This window comes from Petrotoga sp. 9T1HF07.CasAA.8.2 (genome assembly GCF_002895585.1).
In the GTDB taxonomy this organism is placed as follows: Bacteria; Thermotogota; Thermotogae; order Petrotogales; family Petrotogaceae; genus Petrotoga; species Petrotoga mobilis.
Genome location: NZ_AZRI01000025.1, coordinates 78,479 through 98,954 on the forward strand (window position 1 = coordinate 78,479; position 20,476 = coordinate 98,954).

18 protein-coding genes and 1 tRNA gene are annotated in these 20,476 nt (G+C 31.5%); 9 read left to right on the top strand and 10 right to left on the bottom strand.

Translation table 11 applies throughout. The features are described from left to right. Nucleotides 1–15 precede the first annotated feature (15 nt). The 3 genes from X925_RS05340 to X925_RS05350 form a co-directional block, all read right to left on the bottom strand. Nucleotides 16–978 carry a 1-phosphofructokinase family hexose kinase gene (locus X925_RS05340; RefSeq protein ID WP_012208036.1) on the bottom strand — a complete coding sequence of 321 codons (963 nt, stop codon included), beginning with the start codon at nucleotides 976–978 and terminating at the stop codon, nucleotides 16–18. 248 nt (nucleotides 979–1,226) lie between these two features. Next, the gene (locus tag X925_RS05345) at nucleotides 1,227–2,672 is read right to left on the bottom strand and encodes a radical SAM protein (RefSeq protein ID WP_012208037.1); all 1,446 of its coding nucleotides are present in this window, start codon (nucleotides 2,670–2,672) and stop codon (nucleotides 1,227–1,229) included. 12 nt (nucleotides 2,673–2,684) lie between these two features. Then, a complete protein-coding gene (locus tag X925_RS05350) occupies nucleotides 2,685–3,278 on the bottom strand; it encodes a TetR/AcrR family transcriptional regulator (protein WP_012208038.1) in 594 nt (197 codons plus the stop codon). A 379-nt stretch (nucleotides 3,279–3,657) separates the two neighbouring features. Between X925_RS05350 and X925_RS05355 the strand changes: the two genes are divergently transcribed. The 9 genes from X925_RS05355 to X925_RS05395 all read left to right on the top strand — a co-directional run bounded on the left by X925_RS05355 (nucleotide 3,658) and on the right by X925_RS05395 (nucleotide 11,010). After that, complete coding sequence (locus tag X925_RS05355) at nucleotides 3,658–3,981, top strand: hypothetical protein (RefSeq protein WP_041533993.1); 324 nt, start codon at nucleotides 3,658–3,660, stop codon at nucleotides 3,979–3,981. Then, nucleotides 3,978–4,427, top strand: coding sequence for a THUMP domain-containing protein (locus X925_RS05360; protein WP_081429146.1), 450 nt, complete (start codon nucleotides 3,978–3,980; stop codon nucleotides 4,425–4,427). The genes X925_RS05355 and X925_RS05360 overlap by 4 nt, the downstream gene beginning before the upstream one ends. Nucleotides 4,428–4,492: 65 nt before the next feature. After that, nucleotides 4,493–5,269, top strand: a complete 777-nt coding sequence (locus tag X925_RS05365; RefSeq protein WP_012208039.1) for a 1-acyl-sn-glycerol-3-phosphate acyltransferase — start codon at nucleotides 4,493–4,495, stop codon at nucleotides 5,267–5,269. Nucleotides 5,270–5,298: 29 nt separating this feature from the next. Further along, on the top strand, nucleotides 5,299–5,817 hold the full coding sequence (locus tag X925_RS05370; RefSeq protein ID WP_012208040.1) for a bifunctional nuclease family protein: 519 nt from the start codon (nucleotides 5,299–5,301) through the stop codon (nucleotides 5,815–5,817). 27 nt (nucleotides 5,818–5,844) lie between these two features. After that, on the top strand, nucleotides 5,845–6,711 hold the full coding sequence (locus tag X925_RS05375; RefSeq protein ID WP_121959338.1) for a polyprenyl synthetase family protein: 867 nt from the start codon (nucleotides 5,845–5,847) through the stop codon (nucleotides 6,709–6,711). Between the two features lie 68 nt (nucleotides 6,712–6,779). After that, complete coding sequence (locus X925_RS05380) at nucleotides 6,780–9,134, top strand: hypothetical protein (RefSeq protein WP_121959339.1); 2,355 nt, start codon at nucleotides 6,780–6,782, stop codon at nucleotides 9,132–9,134. Between the two features lie 32 nt (nucleotides 9,135–9,166). After that, nucleotides 9,167–10,261, top strand: coding sequence for a tetratricopeptide repeat protein (locus X925_RS05385; RefSeq protein WP_146026689.1), 1,095 nt, complete (start codon nucleotides 9,167–9,169; stop codon nucleotides 10,259–10,261). 73 nt (nucleotides 10,262–10,334) lie between these two features. Continuing rightward, nucleotides 10,335–10,410 (top strand) — tRNA-Gly (locus X925_RS05390). 51 nt (nucleotides 10,411–10,461) lie between these two features. After that, entirely contained in the window at nucleotides 10,462–11,010 is a 549-nt protein-coding gene (locus X925_RS05395) for an RsmD family RNA methyltransferase (RefSeq protein ID WP_012208044.1), read from the top strand. A 188-nt stretch (nucleotides 11,011–11,198) separates the two neighbouring features. Here the strand turns inward: X925_RS05395 and X925_RS05400 are convergent, their stop codons facing one another. From X925_RS05400 to X925_RS05430, 7 genes are read right to left on the bottom strand one after another with little or no spacing between them, the layout of a single operon-like run. Further along, the gene (locus X925_RS05400) at nucleotides 11,199–12,401 is read right to left on the bottom strand and encodes an alkaline phosphatase (protein ID WP_121959341.1); all 1,203 of its coding nucleotides are present in this window, start codon (nucleotides 12,399–12,401) and stop codon (nucleotides 11,199–11,201) included. A gap of 18 nt (nucleotides 12,402–12,419) precedes the next feature. Continuing rightward, entirely contained in the window at nucleotides 12,420–13,244 is an 825-nt protein-coding gene (locus tag X925_RS05405; protein WP_121959342.1) for a hypothetical protein, read from the bottom strand. Nucleotides 13,245–13,273: 29 nt separating this feature from the next. Continuing rightward, nucleotides 13,274–14,236 (bottom strand): calcium/sodium antiporter, encoded by a 963-nt coding sequence (locus X925_RS05410; protein WP_121959343.1) that lies wholly within the window; start codon nucleotides 14,234–14,236, stop codon nucleotides 13,274–13,276. Nucleotides 14,237–14,243: 7 nt separating this feature from the next. Then, on the bottom strand, nucleotides 14,244–15,137 hold the full coding sequence (gene lgt, locus X925_RS05415; RefSeq protein ID WP_121959344.1) for a prolipoprotein diacylglyceryl transferase: 894 nt from the start codon (nucleotides 15,135–15,137) through the stop codon (nucleotides 14,244–14,246). Between the two features lie 27 nt (nucleotides 15,138–15,164). Beyond that, nucleotides 15,165–17,510: an ATP-dependent DNA helicase RecG gene (recG, locus tag X925_RS05420; protein WP_121959345.1), complete on the bottom strand. Its 2,346-nt coding sequence runs from the start codon at nucleotides 17,508–17,510 to the stop codon at nucleotides 15,165–15,167. A 43-nt stretch (nucleotides 17,511–17,553) separates the two neighbouring features. Next, complete coding sequence (locus tag X925_RS05425; RefSeq protein ID WP_103065370.1) at nucleotides 17,554–17,805, bottom strand: hypothetical protein; 252 nt, start codon at nucleotides 17,803–17,805, stop codon at nucleotides 17,554–17,556. Further along, the gene (locus X925_RS05430; RefSeq protein WP_121959346.1) at nucleotides 17,805–20,429 is read right to left on the bottom strand and encodes an O-antigen ligase family protein; all 2,625 of its coding nucleotides are present in this window, start codon (nucleotides 20,427–20,429) and stop codon (nucleotides 17,805–17,807) included. Before X925_RS05430 ends, X925_RS05425 begins: the two co-directional genes overlap by 1 nt. Between the last annotated feature and the right edge of the window lie 47 nt (nucleotides 20,430–20,476).

The following is a 20,476-nucleotide window of genomic DNA, read 5'->3' on the forward strand; positions in this document are numbered from 1 at the left end:
GTAAACACCTCTTTGTTATTCTAATCTTTCAATGGAAAACCTACTTAAACTTCTTTTTATATCTTCTAAAGTTCCTATCTTTTTTTCTATATAATCCGTTTTGGAAATGGCACTAGCCATACCGAATTTTGCAGCTTCAAAATAATTAAAATTATAATTTATAATATAATATATTATTCCCGACATAAATGCATCTCCTGCTCCAAAAAGATGTGATTTCTCAATCCTTTCTTCTGGATTAAAAAGCCAGACACCCTCATTTGTTGTTATCACATCACCAAAAATCTGATAACTCATAACAACTAATCTGGCACCATTTTCTATAATTTTTTTTGAAGCATCAATAAAATCATCTATACTTTCAAGGGTTTTCCCGAAAATTTCTGCTTTTCTTCTAAAGTCTGGTCTAACAACGGTAGGGCAATTATTTAAAATAGCTTTTTCAAAACACGGTCCAATTGATTCCATGTAAGTAGTTTTTCCTCTTTTCTTAGCTTCAAACATCAGATCGGAATAAACATCAGTTTTCAAGCCAGGAGGAACACTTCCTGACACTACGACATGTTCCACTAATGAAAGAGAATTTTTATATCTCCTTAAAAAATGATCGTAATCTTCATCATTAATGAAGGGACCTTTACTGTTTATTAGAGTCATTACTTCCTTCAAGGGATCTATTATTTCAATGTTTTCTCTACTTTCTTCTTCTGAATAAACAAAATTCATCGTTATATTTTCATACGCAGAAAGCTTACTCTGAATAACCCTACCTATGTGTCCCCCCAAAAAACCTGTTACTATCGATTTCATTTGCAAATTAGATAGCATTATTGAAACGTTAATACCCTTACCTCCTGGTTCCATTTTGGAATTTGAAGGATTTTCTATTCTATACATGTTACCTACTTCAAAATTATCAATTATAACTTCTCTATCCAGCGAAGGATTTAATGTGACAGATAAAAAATCGTACTCCATCGATTTCCTCCTAATACCATTATTATTTTACTATTATGGAAACCCCACACTTGCTATAATGCCCTTTTCTTCCCACCCCTCGTTTCTAAGAAAGGACTATGTACTATAACTCTCTATCTTATTAGAATAATCTTTTATTTTTTATATTATACCATATCAAACCTAAGTATTATTAACTGAAAAATTAAAATAACGGGTAGAAAATACCCGTTATTTTAAAAGATAATACTACTTTTGAAGAATCAATATTATGCTTTTTTATCCAGTGCTAATTTTTCTTCATTTTCTGAATATCTTCTCATCCTTACTTTGTAGTTATATACACCTCTTTTTGAAGGATACTTCTCAGCGTAGCCTTCTTCGTACCAAAGTTTATCGGCATATTTTTTCCATTCTTCGGCAAGTTGGTCTAATTCAGGAGCTAATTCATTCACGGTTCGCTCACTACCAGGATGTTGTGGAATAGCGTTGAACTTCTTTACCATTGCCCTGAATACTTTTGGATTGTCTATTATGGGGCATGGTCTAAATAAATTATTGGAATAGGGAATGGTCCTCTTATAAGCCTCAAAAAATGGTGATTTTAAAATATCTATAATTCGTTTTTCCCTTATATTATCCACGGCAAACTGTTGGAAGACACATGGTTCAGCATAACCTTTGGCGTTTATATGTAAATATTTAGCTCCCGCTGCTAAACAACCGTTAGTTAAGAAACCATGATTCCAAAAATCAGCAACAAACGCAAACTTTCCACCTAACCTTAACTCTTCCAATTTGTAGAATCTTTCATACCTTTGTTCGGCAGTAGGTACTAAATCCATCGAAGCATCTGCTCCTACGGGCATAAATTGGAAAACCCATGCATAACTCACATTGTTTTCTTTTAAATATTCCCAAAAATCATCACTCATTATTGCATCGTGATTCTTTCTTGTTGCTGTGACAGAGGCTCCATATATTACCCCATTTTCACTTAAGAGCTTCCAAGCGTTTTGAATTTTTTCAAAAACACCCTTACCTCTTCTCCAATCGGTATCAGCTTCATATCCTTCTACTGATATAGCCAATGTAGCGTTACCCAATTCAGCTAATTTTTTAGCGTTTTCTTCATTAATTAACGTTCCATTCGTATAAAGCAAAAAGTAAGAATCGCTGAACTCTTCTAGTACATCGAATAGATAAGGATATACAAATGGCTCTCCACCTGTTATAATGAAGAAATAGATGCCTAAATCATTGAATTGTCTTATTACATCAAAAATTTCTTCTTTGGAAAGCATATACTTGTGACCATACATAGCAGCGTAACAACCCACACATCTGAGGTTACATGCATATGTTGGAGAAAGCACAGCTAATTTTGGAAGGACTATCCCATATTCATGCATCTTATCCTGTCTCGTTTTTTCACCAACTGCAAATTCGTTAATGATTAGATTGTTTATTATTTTTTCAACAACTTTGGGATTAGATTTCTTGAACAAATTAGCCCAATTCTCCAGCATCGGATCATGATTTTCTGCCCCAGTTGCTAATTTTCTAAGCCCACTTTTTGCAGGTTCCTTAGAGAATTTTGATAATGTCCATAACAACTTCCCAAGTTGATCCACATCAGAATGTCTTACAACGTTGGTTATTAATTTAGAACTTTGTTTAAGTAACATATTTTTCATTGAGTCCACAACTGCCATACCGGACACCTCCTAATTTTTGTCATCTTCTGTAAAACTTAAAATCATTTTTTTAAAATTATTCTTTATTTCATCATTAGAAAATTCTATTCCTACGGCCCTGTATATAACTAAACCATCAAACATCGCTTGCAGCATAAAAGCTTTCGTTTTTGAATTAAATAATTTTTCAAATTTGCCAAGGATCTTTCCGTAATTTTCTTTGAATGTTTGAGTTAAAATTTTCATCATACTTTGATCATGTGTAGAATTTATTAAAATTTCAAACAATCGCATCAATTCTTTTGAAGGAAAAGTATTTAAAATTTGCGAATAAAGATTTGCATAAAAATCAGCACTTGCTTCCACACAATCCTGAGAGGGCATCGATTCATTTTCTTCGAAAAAACCTTGGACTTTTTCTAAAAGAGCACTAAAAGCAGAAACAATTAGTGCATTTTTATTTTTGAAATAGTTATATATAGAACCCTTAGATAAGTTACACGAAGAGGCGACATCTTCCATCGTTAGATTTGACAAACCTTTTTCGCTTATTAATTCCAACGTTTTTTCTGCAATGTATTTTTTTCGTTCTTGCTTATCCAAAATCTTTAACCCCGTGTTCATTTGGATCACCTCTTTTCTGACTGACTGGTCAGTCAGTTAAATTATAAACTATTGTGAAAAATAATTCAAATATGACTGAATTTGTCTAATTTAATAACGTACATTTTATAATAAGTCATAACCCTTTATTTAAAGTCAATAGAAAGCACATATATTAAATAAAATAACAATCGTATGTTCTTAACTTAATATTTTCAGAAAAGATATTCTAATTACATATTTTCGTTGAAAAAGTTACTTTTTTGTTTTTTTGAATTGGTCGACTCTTTTCCTCAATATTTTCCAAAGTGACTCTTAAAAAAATATAGTTGAAAAAACCCAGTTATGTTATAATTTAGTTGAAGAAAATATTTTTTATAAATTATAAGGTGGCAAATGAATGCTATTTTTAGTAGTAAGGGTTGACGAGATCAGTCTAAAAAATAAAAATAAAATGTCTTTTATGCATAAACTTAAAAACAACATCCAAAGCAAAATTTCCCAAAACTTCATTTTCAAGGTTAACAACAATAGAATATATCTAATTCCTCAACAAAATATGGGAATAACCGTTAAAGATATCGATACTCTAAAAAAGATTTTTGGAATACATTCATCTTCAATAGCTGAAAAAACTGAATTAAATATAGATTCATTTAAAAATAAAGTCTACGAAGTAGCAAAAAATCTCTTGAAAGCAACAATTATAGTACTTTTAAAATAAACGTCAATAGAGCCAATAAATCTCTTCCCTACAACAGTCAAGAATTTGCTGGAATAATAGGTGAATTTATATTGAACAATTTCCCTAAACTAAAAGTTGACTTAAATAACCCGGAGCTTGATATAGAAATAGATATTAGAAAAGAAGGTACGATTATATTTGACAATCGTTTAAAAAGACCAAGCGGATTACCCATTGGTACATCTTCAAAAGATTTAACAAAAAACGGAACAATTAAATTATCCCAAAAATTCGCATTGTATAAAACATCTATTTTACCATACGAAGATTCATGTAGCGTATTTATACCTTCTAAACCTGCCACTAAATCAAATACAAATTACATAAAATCAATTGAGGATTCTTTACAACATCTAAGTAAATTGGAAAAAGATGCTTTAGATGAAGTTAAAAAGTATAAGATTGAAGATAGTAAAGTCTCATAAATTGATCACTTTGAATCATAGTCTCATGTATCTTAAAGAAAAGGGAAGAAAAAGGAGGACAATTCATGAAAAAGGTATTAGAAACAATAAAGGCAATATTCTTCACAATATGGTTAATTATCGGATTTCTCGGAGTTGTAATTGTATATGGAAGTTATGTGTTGATAAAAGCCAATATCTTGGAAAAAAGAAAGGGACACAAAGTCTCTCAAGAATATATTAGAAAGGTTGTATCTTGGTTTGGAAAAGTTACTTTTAAATTCTTAAATAGTAAGATTTCAGTTCATGGTGAAGAGAATATTCCTCAGCAAGGCCCTTATGTAGTAGTAGCGAATCATCAAAGCCTTTTCGATATTCCTTTAATTTTAGGATATATATATCCCACAGCTTTTATTGCAAAAAAAGAGCTTTCTATGATTCCTATATTAGGAAATTTCATCAAAAGACTTGGCTCTATCTTCATAGATAGGAATAATTCAAAAAGTGGCGCTATAGCTCTTAAAAAATTTGCAAAAATATCTCAATCAGGGGAAATTATAACTATTTTTCCTGAAGGAACAAGGAGTTTAGATGGTCAAGTAGGTGAATTTAAAAAGGGAGCTCTTTTAATCCCTTTTAGATATAATATAAAACTATTACCTGTCACAATAGATGGAACTATCAAAATGAGCAAAAAAGGAAGCGTCTTTATCAAACCTTCGAATGTTAATCTATTCATACATGAACCAGTCGAGCCAAAACTTTTCGCTAGCGAAGGAGAATTAAGAGAATGTCTCAAAAGCATAATCAGCGAAAATATTACAAGCGAACCTCAACTAGCTTTAAAAGAAACAAGAGCGTAATTTCAGTTTTTTAAAGGAGGTTTTCAAACATGAAAAAAGTAAGCAATGTTACTATGGGAATAGATAAAGTTTCAAATTCACCGATAGTTTTTTTAAAGGTAGAAGATACAAACGTTGTTGTACCAATATGGATTGGGCCATGTGAAGCTGGTGTTTTGGCTTTAATATTGAGAAACGAAGATTTTGAAAGACCTTTAACGCACGATCTCATTGGTAATATTATCGAACAACTTAAAGCTCAACCTATTAAGATAGAAATTGACCAATTCAAGCAGGATATTTATTACGCTAAATTAGTCCTGAAAGATAGTGGTTCAAAAGAGATCTATATCGATGCCAGGCCTTCTGATTGCATAATTTTATCATTAAAAAATAACTTACCTATTTACATAGACGAAGAAATAGTATCCGAACACGGTATTGAAGCTTCTTTTATAAACGCAGAAGAACAAAGCGAGTTCAGACAAGATATTGAAAACTTCGATATAGACGAACTGAGAAGGAAGTTCGAAAATAAAAATAAAACTGAAGATGAAGATGACGAATAATTTTTTCTAAAAGCACGAGGTGAATCAATGGAATTTCTAAAATTATTAGAGTTTAAAGATTTCTTTGACAAGAAGATAAAGAATTTTTTCGAAAATTTGGACCTGGAAGATCATTTAAAAGAGCCACTGTTTTATTACATAGAAAATGGAGGCAAAAGACTTAGACCCTGGATAATATATAACTTCGGACAAATAATCTCTATAAATAAAAAGAATTTAATTGACATTGCGATAGCTGTCGAAATTTTACACTCATCATCCTTGATACATGATGATCTACCTGCCTTAGACAATGCAAAGTTAAGAAGAGGAGCTCTAACTACTCATTTAAAGTTTGGAGAATATAAAGCCATACTAGCTGGAGATTATGGATTCACTCTCCCACTACAGATTGTTGCCGGTTTAGATAATATTAAAGAAGGGAACAAACTTCTCTTAGTGGATTATTTTATAAAAACCATTTTAAAATTATTTCAAGGAGAAATGGAAGATCTAATCTTCGAAAAAGAAGATAAAAATGTAGGTGAGAAAGAAATTCTTGAGATGTATTCAAAGAAAACAGGGGCGATTTTTGGTTTTTGTTTTGCATCTCCTTTTTTAATGGCTGGGGAAGCAGAGCTTGCTAAAGAGATGAATAAAATAGGAACTGATTTTGGTGTTTCTTTCCAAATTTTCGATGATCTAAAAGATATCTTTACTAAAGAAGAAGATATTGGAAAAGAAACTAATAAAGATGCAAACAAAAAAACTCTTTTAAATTTTTATAATTTTCAAGAAACACAAATAATAGCCGATAATATTTATATAAATGTTTTACAAAAATTGGAAGACCTAAATCTAAAAGAACTATCTCAACTTTTGAAAGAAGTTCGAAAGATTATAGAAACAAGGTAAAAGTCTCAAAAGGAGTTGACTGAGCTATAAAATTCAAACCTTTCAACTTTTTAAATAAAATTAAATATATGGAAAAAAAATACAAAATTCTCTTATCGATTGTTGTAATAGGTATTTTAATTCTTGTTTTTTCTATTATTTTTAAAAACATATTTTTGCCTCCAAATCAGATAACTCCTTCTTCTACCAATATTCAAATAATGGTTCCTGATTTTGCTTTTCCTTCAAAGAAACACATTGATATAAGCGTTGTGGATAAAAGTTCTGCGGAATATCAAGAATTGATCAACTACAAAAATTTTTACGGTGAAATATATAAAATTACTTTCTCAGATGAAAGTAATGAATCCTCTATTTTACCAATTACCTTAAGATACAAGATTCCAAAGGATAATTACTTTGGAGATAACTTCGTCAATTTCTCCTTGGCTTACATCACACAGGAAGAACCTCCTGTTATCTCTGAATTCAGTGGAGAAAAAATAGTAAAAATAGATGACGAGTATTACATAGAAGCGCAAACATTCCAAATAACTAAAGTAAATTATATAGGTCTAGTCATTGAATCTCCAGAAGAATCATCCAGTGGGCTCAAGGTTATAAAAGAAGCGCCACCAACCCTTGAACCTGATATTATTTTAATTCCTGGAACTGATATTAATTTCTTAGGAAAGATAATGAATGTACCTGAAAATGGTTATCCACAATCTTTTTGGTCATCCCTTTTTCCAAATAGAACCATTTGGAGTTACAATTACCCACTGACATCTACTAGAAGTAAAAATTACAACGATTCTTTTATCAGTTTTGTTGAAAGAACAGGGATTGATAGTTACATTGAATTTGAAGGAAGGCGTCTCGCTCAAGAACTTTCTAGATTTCCTAATAAAAAGTTTGACATTATTGCACATGGCATTGGCGGATTAATTGCTAGATATGCTTTGGAGTCTACTCAAACAATTCAAAATGTTGAAAATTTAGTACTCATTTCTACTCCAAATAAAGGAAGTAACCTAGCAAACCCCCTTTTTTTCAATTTACTCTTTGGAAAAAATACAGATATTTTATCTCAATTGTTTAATGTTGAGGATAGCACGATATTAAAAATCACTTTGCAAATTGGTTCTTACCTTGATCAAATAAATTCGTACTATGAAGATCTTATTCCTGACTCTGAATTTCTGAACAAATTAAACTCTTTTGGCACAAGAAATGACATCAGATATTTAACGATTATTGGTACTAGTCCCGCAATTGATGAAGATTTATCAAATAAATATATTGCCAGGCTGTATCCAGAATTTGTTCGAGGAAAGGGAGATGGAATAGTAAGTGTTGACAGCGCTAACTTAGAAGGGACTGATAAAACTTACTATTCTCAAAAGAGCTTTTATGAAATTTACAATGATTCAGATGTTTTGAATATAATAGTTAATTTTTTAGAAGAATCCGTCCCTTCATATTCAGTGGAGCCCTTTACAGATGATAATTTCGTCGAATACACATACGAAACAGTAGAAGGTACCCCAACTCCAGATCAAAGTGAAAATCCCCGCCCAACTATTATTTCTACTTTTAAACTCCCTTCAGCGTATAAAGAAAGTACAATTTTACTAAATCCAATAAAGCAAGGAGAAATAGACGAAGATACAATGAGCATTATCGAAGTAGGAGAAAATATTTACTTTAAAAGTCCTAATGCTATTTACAACAGCAAACTAGAAAAAATATTTTCAAATAAAATTATGGGTGGATTAGTATTCAACAACCAGTATTATATATCTACTGTTGATGGAGTATACATTTTGAATGAAAACGGCAAAATTGATAAAATTAATTCACAAATACCTTCTAAAGGTACCGAAATTTATTATTTACCAAATGTAGGGTTTTTAAGTGTGGAATATGAACCAAACAATTGTAATGTCTATCTCAACGATTCTCTGATAAATGAAGGCAGCAATTTTATATCATTAAAAGTAATAAATGGGGAAGTATATGTCATCTTTGAGGATAAAATATCAAAACTACAAAACATGGATATTGTGGAAATGATAAATAATTCTACAATTCAAGAAGTTTTGGGAACTCAGTTAGGAGAGATTACTGATTTTGCTTTATATAACAATAACTATTTTATTTTATTTTCAAACTATAAATTAGTTCTGTGGGATAGTTCAAAAAATGGGTTACAACTCATAGAAGACGGAAACATAGGAAAATTAAAATTACAAATATTTAATGATAAATTATTTGTATTTGGGAAAGATCATGTGAGTTACTTACTTTTAAAAGAAGCTACTTTCCCCGGTTTTTTTCAAAGATCAGATACTAATATAATTGATGTCCTCATCGATAAAAGGGGCAAAGGATGGATGGTTACCAAAAATAACCAAATTGAACTAATTAATTTTTCCTTGTGAGGTGTGTCAACATTAAGAAAGCAATCACTCTGTTGATAATTCTGCTCCACATAATGCTAATATTTGCTGATAATTACGAAGTTGCCTACGAATACTATATGAACGGCTTAAACTACTATAGAAATGCCCAATATGATTTAGCTCAAATTTTTTTTGAGCAAGCCTTGCAACTATCACCTAGATTAGAAAGTGAAATACCAGAAATAAAAATGTATCTAGGATTATCTGCATTTCACAACAAAGATTATGCCACAGCTAAAATATACTTGCAACCCCTAAAAGGTATCCCCATTGTGGATGAAGCTCTAAGTGTTATTGAATCTACATCTCAACAATCAGAGCTTTTAGACACATCAAACCTAAAAATTAATAATACTCAACCGTTGGAAGAAGAACAGCAAAACTTTAATCTTTTAACCTTTTTTACCATAATGCTAATAATATTTGCTATTTCCTTAGCTGCCTCATTTTTTACTGTTTTTTTGATTCGTCGACATGTTACTTTTGAGAAAAGAGAGAACGAGTTAAATAATATGGAAACTCTGACCAATATAAACAAAGTAGAAACTCAAGGAATCAAATACAAAACAATAGACCAATTTAATGAACCATACATAAAAAACGTTTGGCAAGTATCATCCCCTTTAAAAAAACTTATTGGGATAACTTCAAATGAAGACCCTTCACTAGAAGAAGCTATTGTATCCAAAGACCAAAAAGATGGCAAAGTAAGTGAGATAGAAGACCTTGAGAATAAACTTGATAAGGATATAAACGATATCTTGAAAGAATCAAGCCTGGAAGAGATTGAAGAAATTCTAAATGAGTTAGAAGGTAATGGTGACAAAAGTAGAGTTCAAGAACCAGCTAATCTTGAAGCGGAAAGTAATGGAAAGAACCAAGAAGAGTATTCTCATTTGGAAAATGTCATAAAACCTGATTCTGAGATAAAAAATAACTTTTCTTCGATAATGAAAAAAGAAGAAAAAGAATTATTATTTGAAGATGATTTAGATGTTGGCCTTTTTGATATAACTAAGGAATTAGAGACAAAAAAGATTTCTCAAAACAATTTACAAAAGTTCTTTCATAAATTATTTTATGACGTTAACAAGGATAAGATATAATTAAAATATTAAATATTGATTTTGTTTTAAATTATTGGTATAATATATTTGATTTAAAATAAAAATTTCAAATGCGGATGTGGCTCAGTTGGTAGAGCTCCAGCTTCCCAAGCTGGGAGTCGCGGGTTCGAGTCCCGTCATCCGCTCCAAAAACGAAAGGGGCTTAATGAAGCCCTTCTTTGTTTGTATGAGGTGTAAAAATGGCTTTGAAGATTGAAAGCGGCAAATTTAAGAATACCAATATAGAAACAGTTGATGATCGTAGGACGAGATATACTCCCGCTACTTTAAGAAGAGCTCTGATAAGCATTTTTGATTTTACAGGAGCTAATTTTTTAGAATTTTTTGCAGGTAGCGGCATAATGAGTTTTGAAGTTTTAAGTAATGGGGCAAAAAGTTCTACAATGGTTGATATTTCGACTAAGGCCGTGAGCTCGATTTTAAAAAACGCTGAATCTTTAGGGGTACTAAATAAAATAAAAGTTATAAAATCAGATTTTAGAAAATCTATTACAAAACTTTCAAATGAACAGTTTGATTACATATTTGCTGATCCACCTTTTAATAACAGTTATGTCCAAGAATTTTTGAAATTCATAGATTCAAATGTATTTTTAATTAGAAACGGCGGCTACATCATTATTGAAAAATATAAGAATGAAAAATCTGATTATATACCTAAAAATTTAATTAGAGAAGAAGTAAGAGATTACGGTGATATTGAAATTCTAATCTTTTTTAAACCTTAAAAAAAGGGCCTTAATAAGGCCCTAATTTGGAAATGAATTCTTCCGGGGACAGAACACTCCAGGAGGGAGGGTAACCTACAAAAGTGCTCTGTAGAGATATTATACATCATGAAATTTTTTTCTCAAAATCTAATTATAGGCAATTACTTTCAATTAGCAGCGATTAAAGTCGTTTAACCCCATTTAAGTCAATAAATCTCAAAAATAGAAAAAATTTCATTATTTGATATTATATTTTTATCAAATGGAACGTTGGAAAAAAGAGGTACGTAATCTAATGTATGCCCAAAAGTACTCCAATTTATACCCACAGCATCGTTTAACGCTTCATAAAAACTTTTGATTATTGGCGATTGATAAGTTACATTTTCTTCTGAATTCTTGGTATCGTAAAACTCTTTTTCTAAATCAAGCGTCAAACCCAATTTTTCTTGAAACTCTTCATAGTTCTTAGATTGGTTAAATGTACTTATCAGCTTTTCATAAGAAAACTCAGTGGGTTGAAGCTTATTCAGCGCCAAAAAACCATCGCCTAAACTCAAACCTCCTGTTGAATGATCCGCAGTTACTATGATTAAGGTTTCTTGAGGATATTGCTTATAAAAATCGATAGCAACTTTTACTGCATTGTCAAAATCTAATATCTCGTTTATCAATGAATAAGTATCATGTGCGTGTGCAGCGTGATCGATTCTTCCCCCCTCTATCAAAATGAAAAAAGGAGAACCTTTAAATTTACTCAACGCATAATTTAAAGTTTCTTCTAACGTAACTCTTTTCGGATCGTCTGTTAAAAAAGTAAAATTTCCATAATACAACATAACAATTTCATTACCAGGAAACGGAATTTTACTTAGTTCTTCTGTGTATAAATATCCATACTCTTTTGTGTTTCTATCCTTAAAATAAGCTTTTCCTCCCCCTATGAAAAGATCAAAATTGCTTTCTAAAAGATCTTGCATTATCTCTTGGTAATCTCTTCTATTTTCAACGAAACTATAAGCTCCCGCCGGGGTAGCATCGATGATGGTGTTAGTTGTTATGACACCAATTTTGTACCCTCGTTTTTTTAATTCATAAGTAATGGGCAGTATCTTTTCATCATCAGGATTAATGTTTATCCTGTCGTTGTAGGTTTTTTCTTTAGATAAAATTGCCGTTATGGCTGCTGCTGAATCCGTTACTCCGTTAATCGAAGAAGTTTCAACCATTCCATAGTAAGGTAGTTCAAGCATGTGCAGTTGATCTGTGTATAAATATTGTTTGTACATATTAGATAACTGCATATGTGGAATTCCCATTCCATCGGCTATAAACAAAAAAACATAGTCAAATGAAAAAGAAAAATATCCTAAAAGGGCAAGGAGAAAAACCAACAGAATTTTTTTCACTTCTAACACCTTCGTTGTTTAATTAATGTTTTCGACTAAATTTTCAAACCTTTTGTCATCTAATCTATCAAAATTATTTAAAATGTATCTTTCTATATCAAATATTTTTTCTTTGTCAAAATCCAATCTTTCCATGAAAGATATTACACTTTCCCCATAAGGTTCATCATAAAAACCTGATTTTTTGAGTTCTAACTCTTTCAGATACTCCTCTGGATAAACTTCTCTAAGAAACAATAATGAATTAGTTTCTGCTAATATTTCATGCCAAGTATCCGTTGAGGAAGCTTTCACCTTGTAACCAAAAAAATAATGAGATAACTCATGAACTAAATCCTTGACAGAATTAACAACGTAAACACTTGGTAAAACTTGAAAAGACCTACTTTGATCCATATAAAGAATATACATAGGTTCATCGATTTCTGAAATATTTTCCAAAAAATCTTTAGATTGAACAATCCTATCTTCCAACCATATTTTGTTATAGAAAAAATTATCATAGTTATAAAGAGTATTTTTACTTTTGAAATAAACCATGGCCGTTGAATCGTTACTTTGCCTTTGAATTAAAGTATCTCCATTTTGTCGTAGCAAAAAACTGTTTTGTACATTTAACAAGGCAAACTCTTCAAAAGGAATTGGTGCGTAAAAAAAGATACTTTTTTCTATAAAACTGTGTTCTATATCTTGATAGAAAATTACCTTTGTTAACCCCGTCGAAAATATTCTAATATTATTATCTTCTTCATCAACAAAAGTTACTGGATAAAAGAAAAAAAATAGAAATAAAACAAAAACAAAAATAACGAGTAAAGTCCTTTTTTTCTTATAGAAGTTCATCTTCATTCCTTCCTCAACAATTAGAAAAGTTACCCAATTTGAATGCTAATGATTATGTAAATTACATACAAAGTAAGCAGTATGAAGCCCAAACCTCTTCCAACTTTTCTATCTTTTTTGATCAGTGCACCAAACAACAAGACCAATGCCAGTAAAAGCCCATACGATACATCAAAAGTAACCGGTCTATCTGCCCTGGCACCATTTATTAGCGCTGATATACCAAGTATGGCAGCGATATTGAACGTATTGGAACCAACTATATTTCCCATCACTATATCATCCGAATGTTTGACTGCTGCGACAATAGCGGTAACTAATTCCGGAAGGGAAGTTCCTATAGCAACTATAGTTACCCCAATCAAAGATTCTGAGATCCCAATACTTTTAGCAAATATAACTGCATTACTTACCGTCAATTCTCCCCCTATTATCAACATAGCCAGCCCCAAGGCAGAAAAAGTGATTATTTTAGCCCAAGACTCTTCTTTTTCAACTTTTTTCATTTCTTCATTTTCAACAAGTTGTTTCCTGACTTGTTGATCATTTTTTGCCATATAATAAAGATAAGCCATAAAAATAAACAAAAAGGTTATCAAAATCATACCATCGTATCTAGTTAGAACACTATTCCCTTCCATTATCATTGCAAATATAACCACTGAAATAATAAGCAAAAAAGGCATTTCTATGTTTACTGTAGATTTTTGAATTTTTGTTGGCGAAATTAAAAAAGAGATCCCCAAAATTAAACCAATATTTGCAACATTTGAGCCAAGAACATTTCCTAAACCTACACTGGCTCCTTTTATAGACGAAGAAATCGTAACAACTAATTCCGGCGCACTGGTACCAAAGGCCACCACCGTCAAACCCGCAAATAGTTCGGAAACACCTAGTTTTCTTGTCAATCCAAGGGCACCTTCTATTAACCTATCTGCACCTCTTATTAAGAGAAAAATACCTAAAGCTATCAATAGAATATTTATCAATCAATATTCACTCCTTTTTTTCGACGATTACTCTTTTATTTCTGAGGTATACAAAAAGCAAAGAACCCAACACTATCAATATAATGCTTATAACTACAGCAACTCGTAGATCCCCAATATAGAGACTGTCCGTTCTTAACCTTTCAATAGGAATTCGCCCAATAGAATAAAGAATTAAATACAGAGCAGTCACTTCTCCATATGTTTTTCTCTTATTTCTAATAAAATAAAACAATATTAGAAATACCAACAAATTCCATGCAGATTCATACAAGAATGTTGGATGAAAATACTCATAGGCTTCATACCCTGGCATTCTATCCGGTAATGAAATGTACATCTTCCAGGGAAGATTTGTTGGTGAACCGTATGCCTCATGGTTGAAAAAATTACCCCATCTTCCAATAGCCTGAGCTAACGGTAAAACAAAGGTGAATAAATCTAATCCTTGAAGAAATGTAAAGGTACACTTTTTTTTCAAACGTGTATACAAAAAAACTACCAAAAAAGCAGCCAATATCGCTCCATGTATAGCCAATCCTCCATGCCAAATCTTAAAAATTTCTGAAGGATTTTGAGAGAAATATTCAAGATTAAAAAGAACATAATACAATCTTGCACCTATAATCCCAAATATAATTCCCAAAGAAACAGCGGTGAAAAGATCATCTTCATTTATTTTTTCTCTTTCAGCTTCTTTTTGAGCAATAAAAGTTGCCAACAGTATGGATGAAGCAATTAACAGTCCATACCATCTTATTTCTAATGGACCAACTGTGACTAAAACAGGGCTGAAATACCATTCCCCAGAAAAACTTTTTGGTAAGACAACTATACAAATAACTAAAAAAGAGGTTAGCGAAACCCACAAAGTGTTTAAAAAGACTTTATCCTTTTTCATACTCTCCTCCTAAAAGCCAAAAAATCCCTATAGAACGTTGACCAAATGTATTGAATCTCCATATCTTGTTTGCAATTCTTGTTTTAAATTAGGATATCTATCGAAACTTTGGATAGTTGCTAAAAATCGCTCTACCTTTTTTCTTGAATTCTCTATTATATTTATATCTTCGACTAAATCCAAAAATTTAAATTCTGGTATCCCGTGCTGTTCCACTCCAAAGAATTTTCCTGGTCCCCTCCATTTTAAGTCAATTTCTGCCACTTCAAAACCATCTAACGTCTTAGAAAAGGAGTTCATTTTACTTTTTATCTCATTGTTGGCATCATCATCTATTACTAAAAAACAATAAGACTGTTTATCACTTCTGCCCACTCTTCCTCTGAGCTGATGCAATTGAGATAATCCAAAACGATCGGGATGTTCGATGACCATTACCGTAGCATCAGGGATATCTATCCCCACTTCTACTACCGATGTCGAAACTAATATATCATACTCTTTTTGAACAAATTTGTCCATCACGTCATTTTTTTCTGAAGGTGAAAGCCTCCCATGCAAAAGCCCCACTTTATATTCTTCAAATACTTTACTTAGCTCTTCATACATACTGATAGCGTTTTTTAATTCTAAGGCTTCAGATTCTTCTATCAATGGATACACGAAAAAAACTTGATTCCCTTGATCCAATTCTTCTTTAACAAATTCATACAAACTTTTTCTGTTGGATTCAGCAATAAGTATTGTTTTAATAGGTCTTCTACCTTTAGGCATCTCATCAATTAAGCTAACGTCTAAGTCGCCGTAAAAAGTCATTGCCAAAGTCCTAGGAATGGGAGTAGCAGTCATTACCAAAATATCTGGATGATTCCCCTTTTTAATAAGTTCAAGTCTTTGATTCACTCCAAATCTATGTTGTTCATCAATCACCACCAACCCTAGTTTTTTAAATTCAACATCCTGTTGAATAATTGCGTGAGTACCAACTACAACATCAATTTCTCCTAATTTTAGCTTTTCTTTTATTAATATTTTGTCGCTTTCCTTAGTATCTCCTGTTAACAAAACTACTTTCAAACCTAACGGCTCTAAATCTTTTGAAAGCTTCTTAAACTGTTGCTTAGCTAAAACAGAGGTAGGGTTCATAACTGCTGCTTGATATCCAGCTTCACAAACATCTATAATCGCTAGTTCTGAAACAACGGTTTTACCAGAACCAACATCTCCCTGTAAAAGTCTATTCATAGGATATGGAGAAATTAAATCTTTTCTTATTTCTTCATAACTTCTTTTTTGGGCTTGTGTGAGTTCAAAATTTAAAGTATTGAGAAATTTTTTTGATAATTCTCCCTTTATCTCTTTCGTCTCACCTTTTTTCATTTCTTTCATCTTTAACTTTAGATAGATCATTGCTAATTCAAATAAAATTGCCTCTTCGTATTTTAAAGAGTACCAAGCCCTTTCTTTATGATAAATGCTTAAAGGGAAATGAATTCCCTTTATTCGCTTTTTCAAATCTAACAAATTGAACCCTTGAACAAATTCTTCAGGTAAAAATTCTTCTAAAAAATATGTCTGTTGGATGGCTTCTTTTGCTATTCTTCGCATAGTTGTTTGGAAGATACCAAAGGTTAATGGATAAACCGGCAGAATTTCACTTTTGAAATCCTCATCACTTTCAATCACTTGAAAATCTGGAGACTTCATCTGTTTCATACCGTATGAATATTCTATCTTTCCATAAAAAGCGGATTTCACACTTCTTTTTAAATAAGATTTAACGTAATCCTGGTTGAAAAAAGTAACGATTATGACTCCACTGTCATCTTCCACAGAAAAGTTGTAAATAGTTAAACCTTTATTTATTTTGATTTCTTCACTTTTTACTACATTTCCTATTATTACGACTTTTTCGTCCTCTTTGGCGTTGAATATTTTTACCACCTTTCTTCTGTCTTCGTAATCCCTAGGTGGATAGTAAAAGAAATCTTTTAACGAAAAAATACCTAATTTATTTAGAATTAAAGCCCTTTTTGTTCCTACTTTTTTTATATATTTTATATCGGTGAGTGGTGCCAATTTTTTTTCTGGTTTTTCCAAAACTTCATCAACTAAATACCGCTCTTTTAAAATCTTTAAGGAATCCTTTAAGCCTTCTAGACGCCTTTCTTTACGTTCTTCTGACAATGTTTTAAGAGGTTTTGTATAAGCCAAAATCTTCTTAACATCTTCTAAAAGGCCATTTTCTTTAATTACTTTGAAATTATTTTTTGCAATGCTATAAAAACTTGGGAAGATCTCTTCCCAAGTTATCATACCCTTTTCTTTCAGTTGAACTATATAATCAAAAGAATTTATAACTTCTTCAATCATTGCTCATGAAAACTCCTACTTTTTGAGAGAATATTTTTCAACATTACTCAATAACTTTCCTTATAATAATTTTATCATCTTTCTTATAAATTTTATATCCATTCAATTCAACTTCTTCAATGTGACCATCTTCTATAAAAGGCATAACTTTCATCAAAGAAGCATTTTCAACGTAGAAATCTTTCAAGCTACCTTCAAGTGTGTATCCATAAGAGTTTATTTTCAAATAAACAGAAAATACGATCAAAAACCAACTCAAAGATATCAGCAACAAAAATGTCATTACCTTGTTCACTACTTTACCAACCTTCTTGTAAAAAATTCGTAATCACTGAAGAAACTTTCGATTCTATCTTGATATCTAGTATAATTAGGAGATCCTTCTTCTTTTTGACCCTTGTAATAGTTGTAAACAGCCTCATAATTGCTAACAACATTTTCTGCTAGTTGATTTTTTAAATTTTCATCCCTCAAGGTTGAGTATAACTCAGATAACAATTTTAAGGAACTATCTGGTATCCCTCTAAATTTTTGTGCCATGTAATAGTCCGCTTCTCCCTCTTTCTGGGTTATAAAAATTATTTTGTTTATTAATTCATCTTGTGGATATATGTTTATCAGCCTTGCAGTTAACAGCAAATATTCATAATAAACGTCTTCCCATTCAGGGAACCTATTCCAACCACCAGGAAGGATGTAAATAGCTTGCTGCTCCCAATGATGAAAATTACTGTAAGCTTCATTTTGAAGTTCTTCTACTACTTCTAACTTATCCAGTGGTATATAATTTTTTAACTGTTCGTATAGAACTACGATGTTATAATATATTCTGCCTATCAATCTATAGGCATTTTTTTCATTGAATGATAAGTATGAATACTCCAATTGATTTATGCCATCGTATAGGGTTTGAATTTTTAATGTAATCTGTTTAGCATTGTTGCTTAGGTCGATAGAATAAATCGGTTCTACGGTGTCTCTCAAAATGTTATCAGGAAATGGCATTAAATCAAGTGAGCCATTAAACTCTTCGATAATAAAATCGTAACCATCGATTTCTTTTTCAAATATTTTAGGTAAATCTTCATAAGTAAGAGAATTTTGCCGAATACTGGACGTTAAAAGCTGGGACAGGTAAAATGCCGATTTACCAAAATTAGGGTCCCATTTTAATGATTTCTGAAAATATTCAAAAGCATTATTATAGCTTTGTTCAGCTCTACTTTCATATGATAACTGCATATTTTTATAATCTTCTATCTGCGTCTCTATCTGGTTTATACTCTGTGTTATCCTTTGAAAATTTGCACTTCCTGGAGTGTAATTTGCTAATTGTTTTTGAAGAGTGGATTTTTGAGATTCAAGTTGGCTTATAATATTTGGTATTTGACTTTCAGTAGCGTTAATAAGAGATACCATTGAATTGTATTCACGATTTCCTTTAACGAAGAGGGCCTCGGATGTAACCTCGTTTATTTTGTAATAAGACGCTACTACTCCAACCACAACTAAAGGAATAATCACAAACTGACTTTTTTTGATATTTAAGCTTTTCACATGTGGATGGAACTGTTCTGATACAGCACTTGAGAGGATAAATACACTTAATATAAGGTTGGGATGCATGTGAAATGCAAACTCTGTAAATGCGTGGATTACCATGATCGTGGCACTCCATCCAAATAAGGGAAATAAAAGGATTTTGTTGTCATCATCTTTTTCGAGCTTTAAAACTTTAAAGTATACCACCATTAAACTTACGAGCATTAACACTATTGAAGAAAAACCTAAAATACCTGTCTCTCCCAATACCTGTAGATAGTCGTTGTGAGCCCTTTTAAAATTATTCCATGCATATAAAAACCTTTCGGGGTTTTCTGCCTGTACCTCAGCTAAGTAATGAACCGCATACACTGGATATGTATTTATTCCACTTCCAATTATAAAATGGTTTTTATGGTTCTCATCTGCAAATTGTTTTACAGCGGAAAGCCATGACAAACTTCTTTCATCCCAAGAAGAAACAGAAGCCATTGCTGCGAAACGATCTGCCGCGATTACTTCTCCACCTCTGTTGAATGGCGTCTCAAAATTAAACATAAGGAATAAAAAGGCTAAAACAGATAAAACCAAAATCACCCATATTTTAAACTCATTACTTTTTACATAATTTTTCAAGGTGTCTTTTTTATTTGAAATGAGGTAAGATACTATAGCAAATCCTAAACCAACAAAAGTCGCAAGGTAAATTGAACGAGTTTGTGCCAACAAAACAACCCAATACATTATGAAAACATTCGCTAAAGCATATATTCTAATGTAGGTATTAGTATTTTTCCTTAAAGTAAAATATATAGAAATTGGTAACAGCTGAGCTAAATAGTCTGAAACAAAATTAGGGTTTCCGATAGTCGTTCTTAATACTATTCTTTGGGAAGGATCCCCATATTTACCAAAGAACAAATCAAAGCCTAAAAACTTGTTCAAAAGTCCATCTATGGCTATAACAGTCCCTGTAACCATAAAAATAAAAAGACCGTACTCAATAAATTTAAAATCCTTTCCAAAACGAGTAGTAATTACGTAAGAAAAAAACACAATAAGCACTATGTAGAAGGCTATTCCGACAGACTTGGGTAGGTAATATTTATTCTCCATATAAACTGATATCAAAGATAAAAAGGCAGAAATACTGAAAAAAGATAAAAAAATGTGTGGATAAGTGAACTTTATTGAAACAGGTTTAGAAAAATATTTGAACAAATAATAAATTAGAATAACGACCATGAACAAAGAAAAAACTAAATGTTTCTGAGTAGAATACTCATACACCAAATTGGGTACCATTAAAAAAGGTATTAAAGCAAATAAAACCAGAAAAATCAATATATCAGTGGGAATTTTTGCTTTCTCTTGCAAATAATTTACCTCCTCTGTTGTTCGCTGGTTTGTGCGAACCAATTAAT

Excerpts from the sequence above, each read along its gene's own strand:
- X925_RS05370 (WP_012208040.1), top strand. The coding sequence starts at position 5,299 with ATGAAAAAAGTAAGCAATGTTACTATGGGAATAGATAAAGTTTCAAAT.
- X925_RS05395 (WP_012208044.1), top strand. The coding sequence starts at position 10,462 with ATGGCTTTGAAGATTGAAAGCGGCAAATTTAAGAATACCAATATAGAA.
- X925_RS05380 (WP_121959339.1), top strand. The coding sequence starts at position 6,780 with ATGGAAAAAAAATACAAAATTCTCTTATCGATTGTTGTAATAGGTATT.
- lgt (WP_121959344.1), bottom strand. The coding sequence starts at position 15,137 with ATGAAAAAGGATAAAGTCTTTTTAAACACTTTGTGGGTTTCGCTAACC.
- X925_RS05340 (WP_012208036.1), bottom strand. The coding sequence starts at position 978 with ATGGAGTACGATTTTTTATCTGTCACATTAAATCCTTCGCTGGATAGA.
- X925_RS05355 (WP_041533993.1), top strand. The coding sequence starts at position 3,658 with ATGCTATTTTTAGTAGTAAGGGTTGACGAGATCAGTCTAAAAAATAAA.
- X925_RS05375 (WP_121959338.1), top strand. The coding sequence starts at position 5,845 with ATGGAATTTCTAAAATTATTAGAGTTTAAAGATTTCTTTGACAAGAAG.
- X925_RS05405 (WP_121959342.1), bottom strand. The coding sequence starts at position 13,244 with ATGAACTTCTATAAGAAAAAAAGGACTTTACTCGTTATTTTTGTTTTT.
- X925_RS05350 (WP_012208038.1), bottom strand. The coding sequence starts at position 3,278 with ATGAACACGGGGTTAAAGATTTTGGATAAGCAAGAACGAAAAAAATAC.
- X925_RS05345 (WP_012208037.1), bottom strand. The coding sequence starts at position 2,672 with ATGGCAGTTGTGGACTCAATGAAAAATATGTTACTTAAACAAAGTTCT.
- X925_RS05365 (WP_012208039.1), top strand. The coding sequence starts at position 4,493 with ATGAAAAAGGTATTAGAAACAATAAAGGCAATATTCTTCACAATATGG.
- recG (WP_121959345.1), bottom strand. The coding sequence starts at position 17,510 with ATGATTGAAGAAGTTATAAATTCTTTTGATTATATAGTTCAACTGAAA.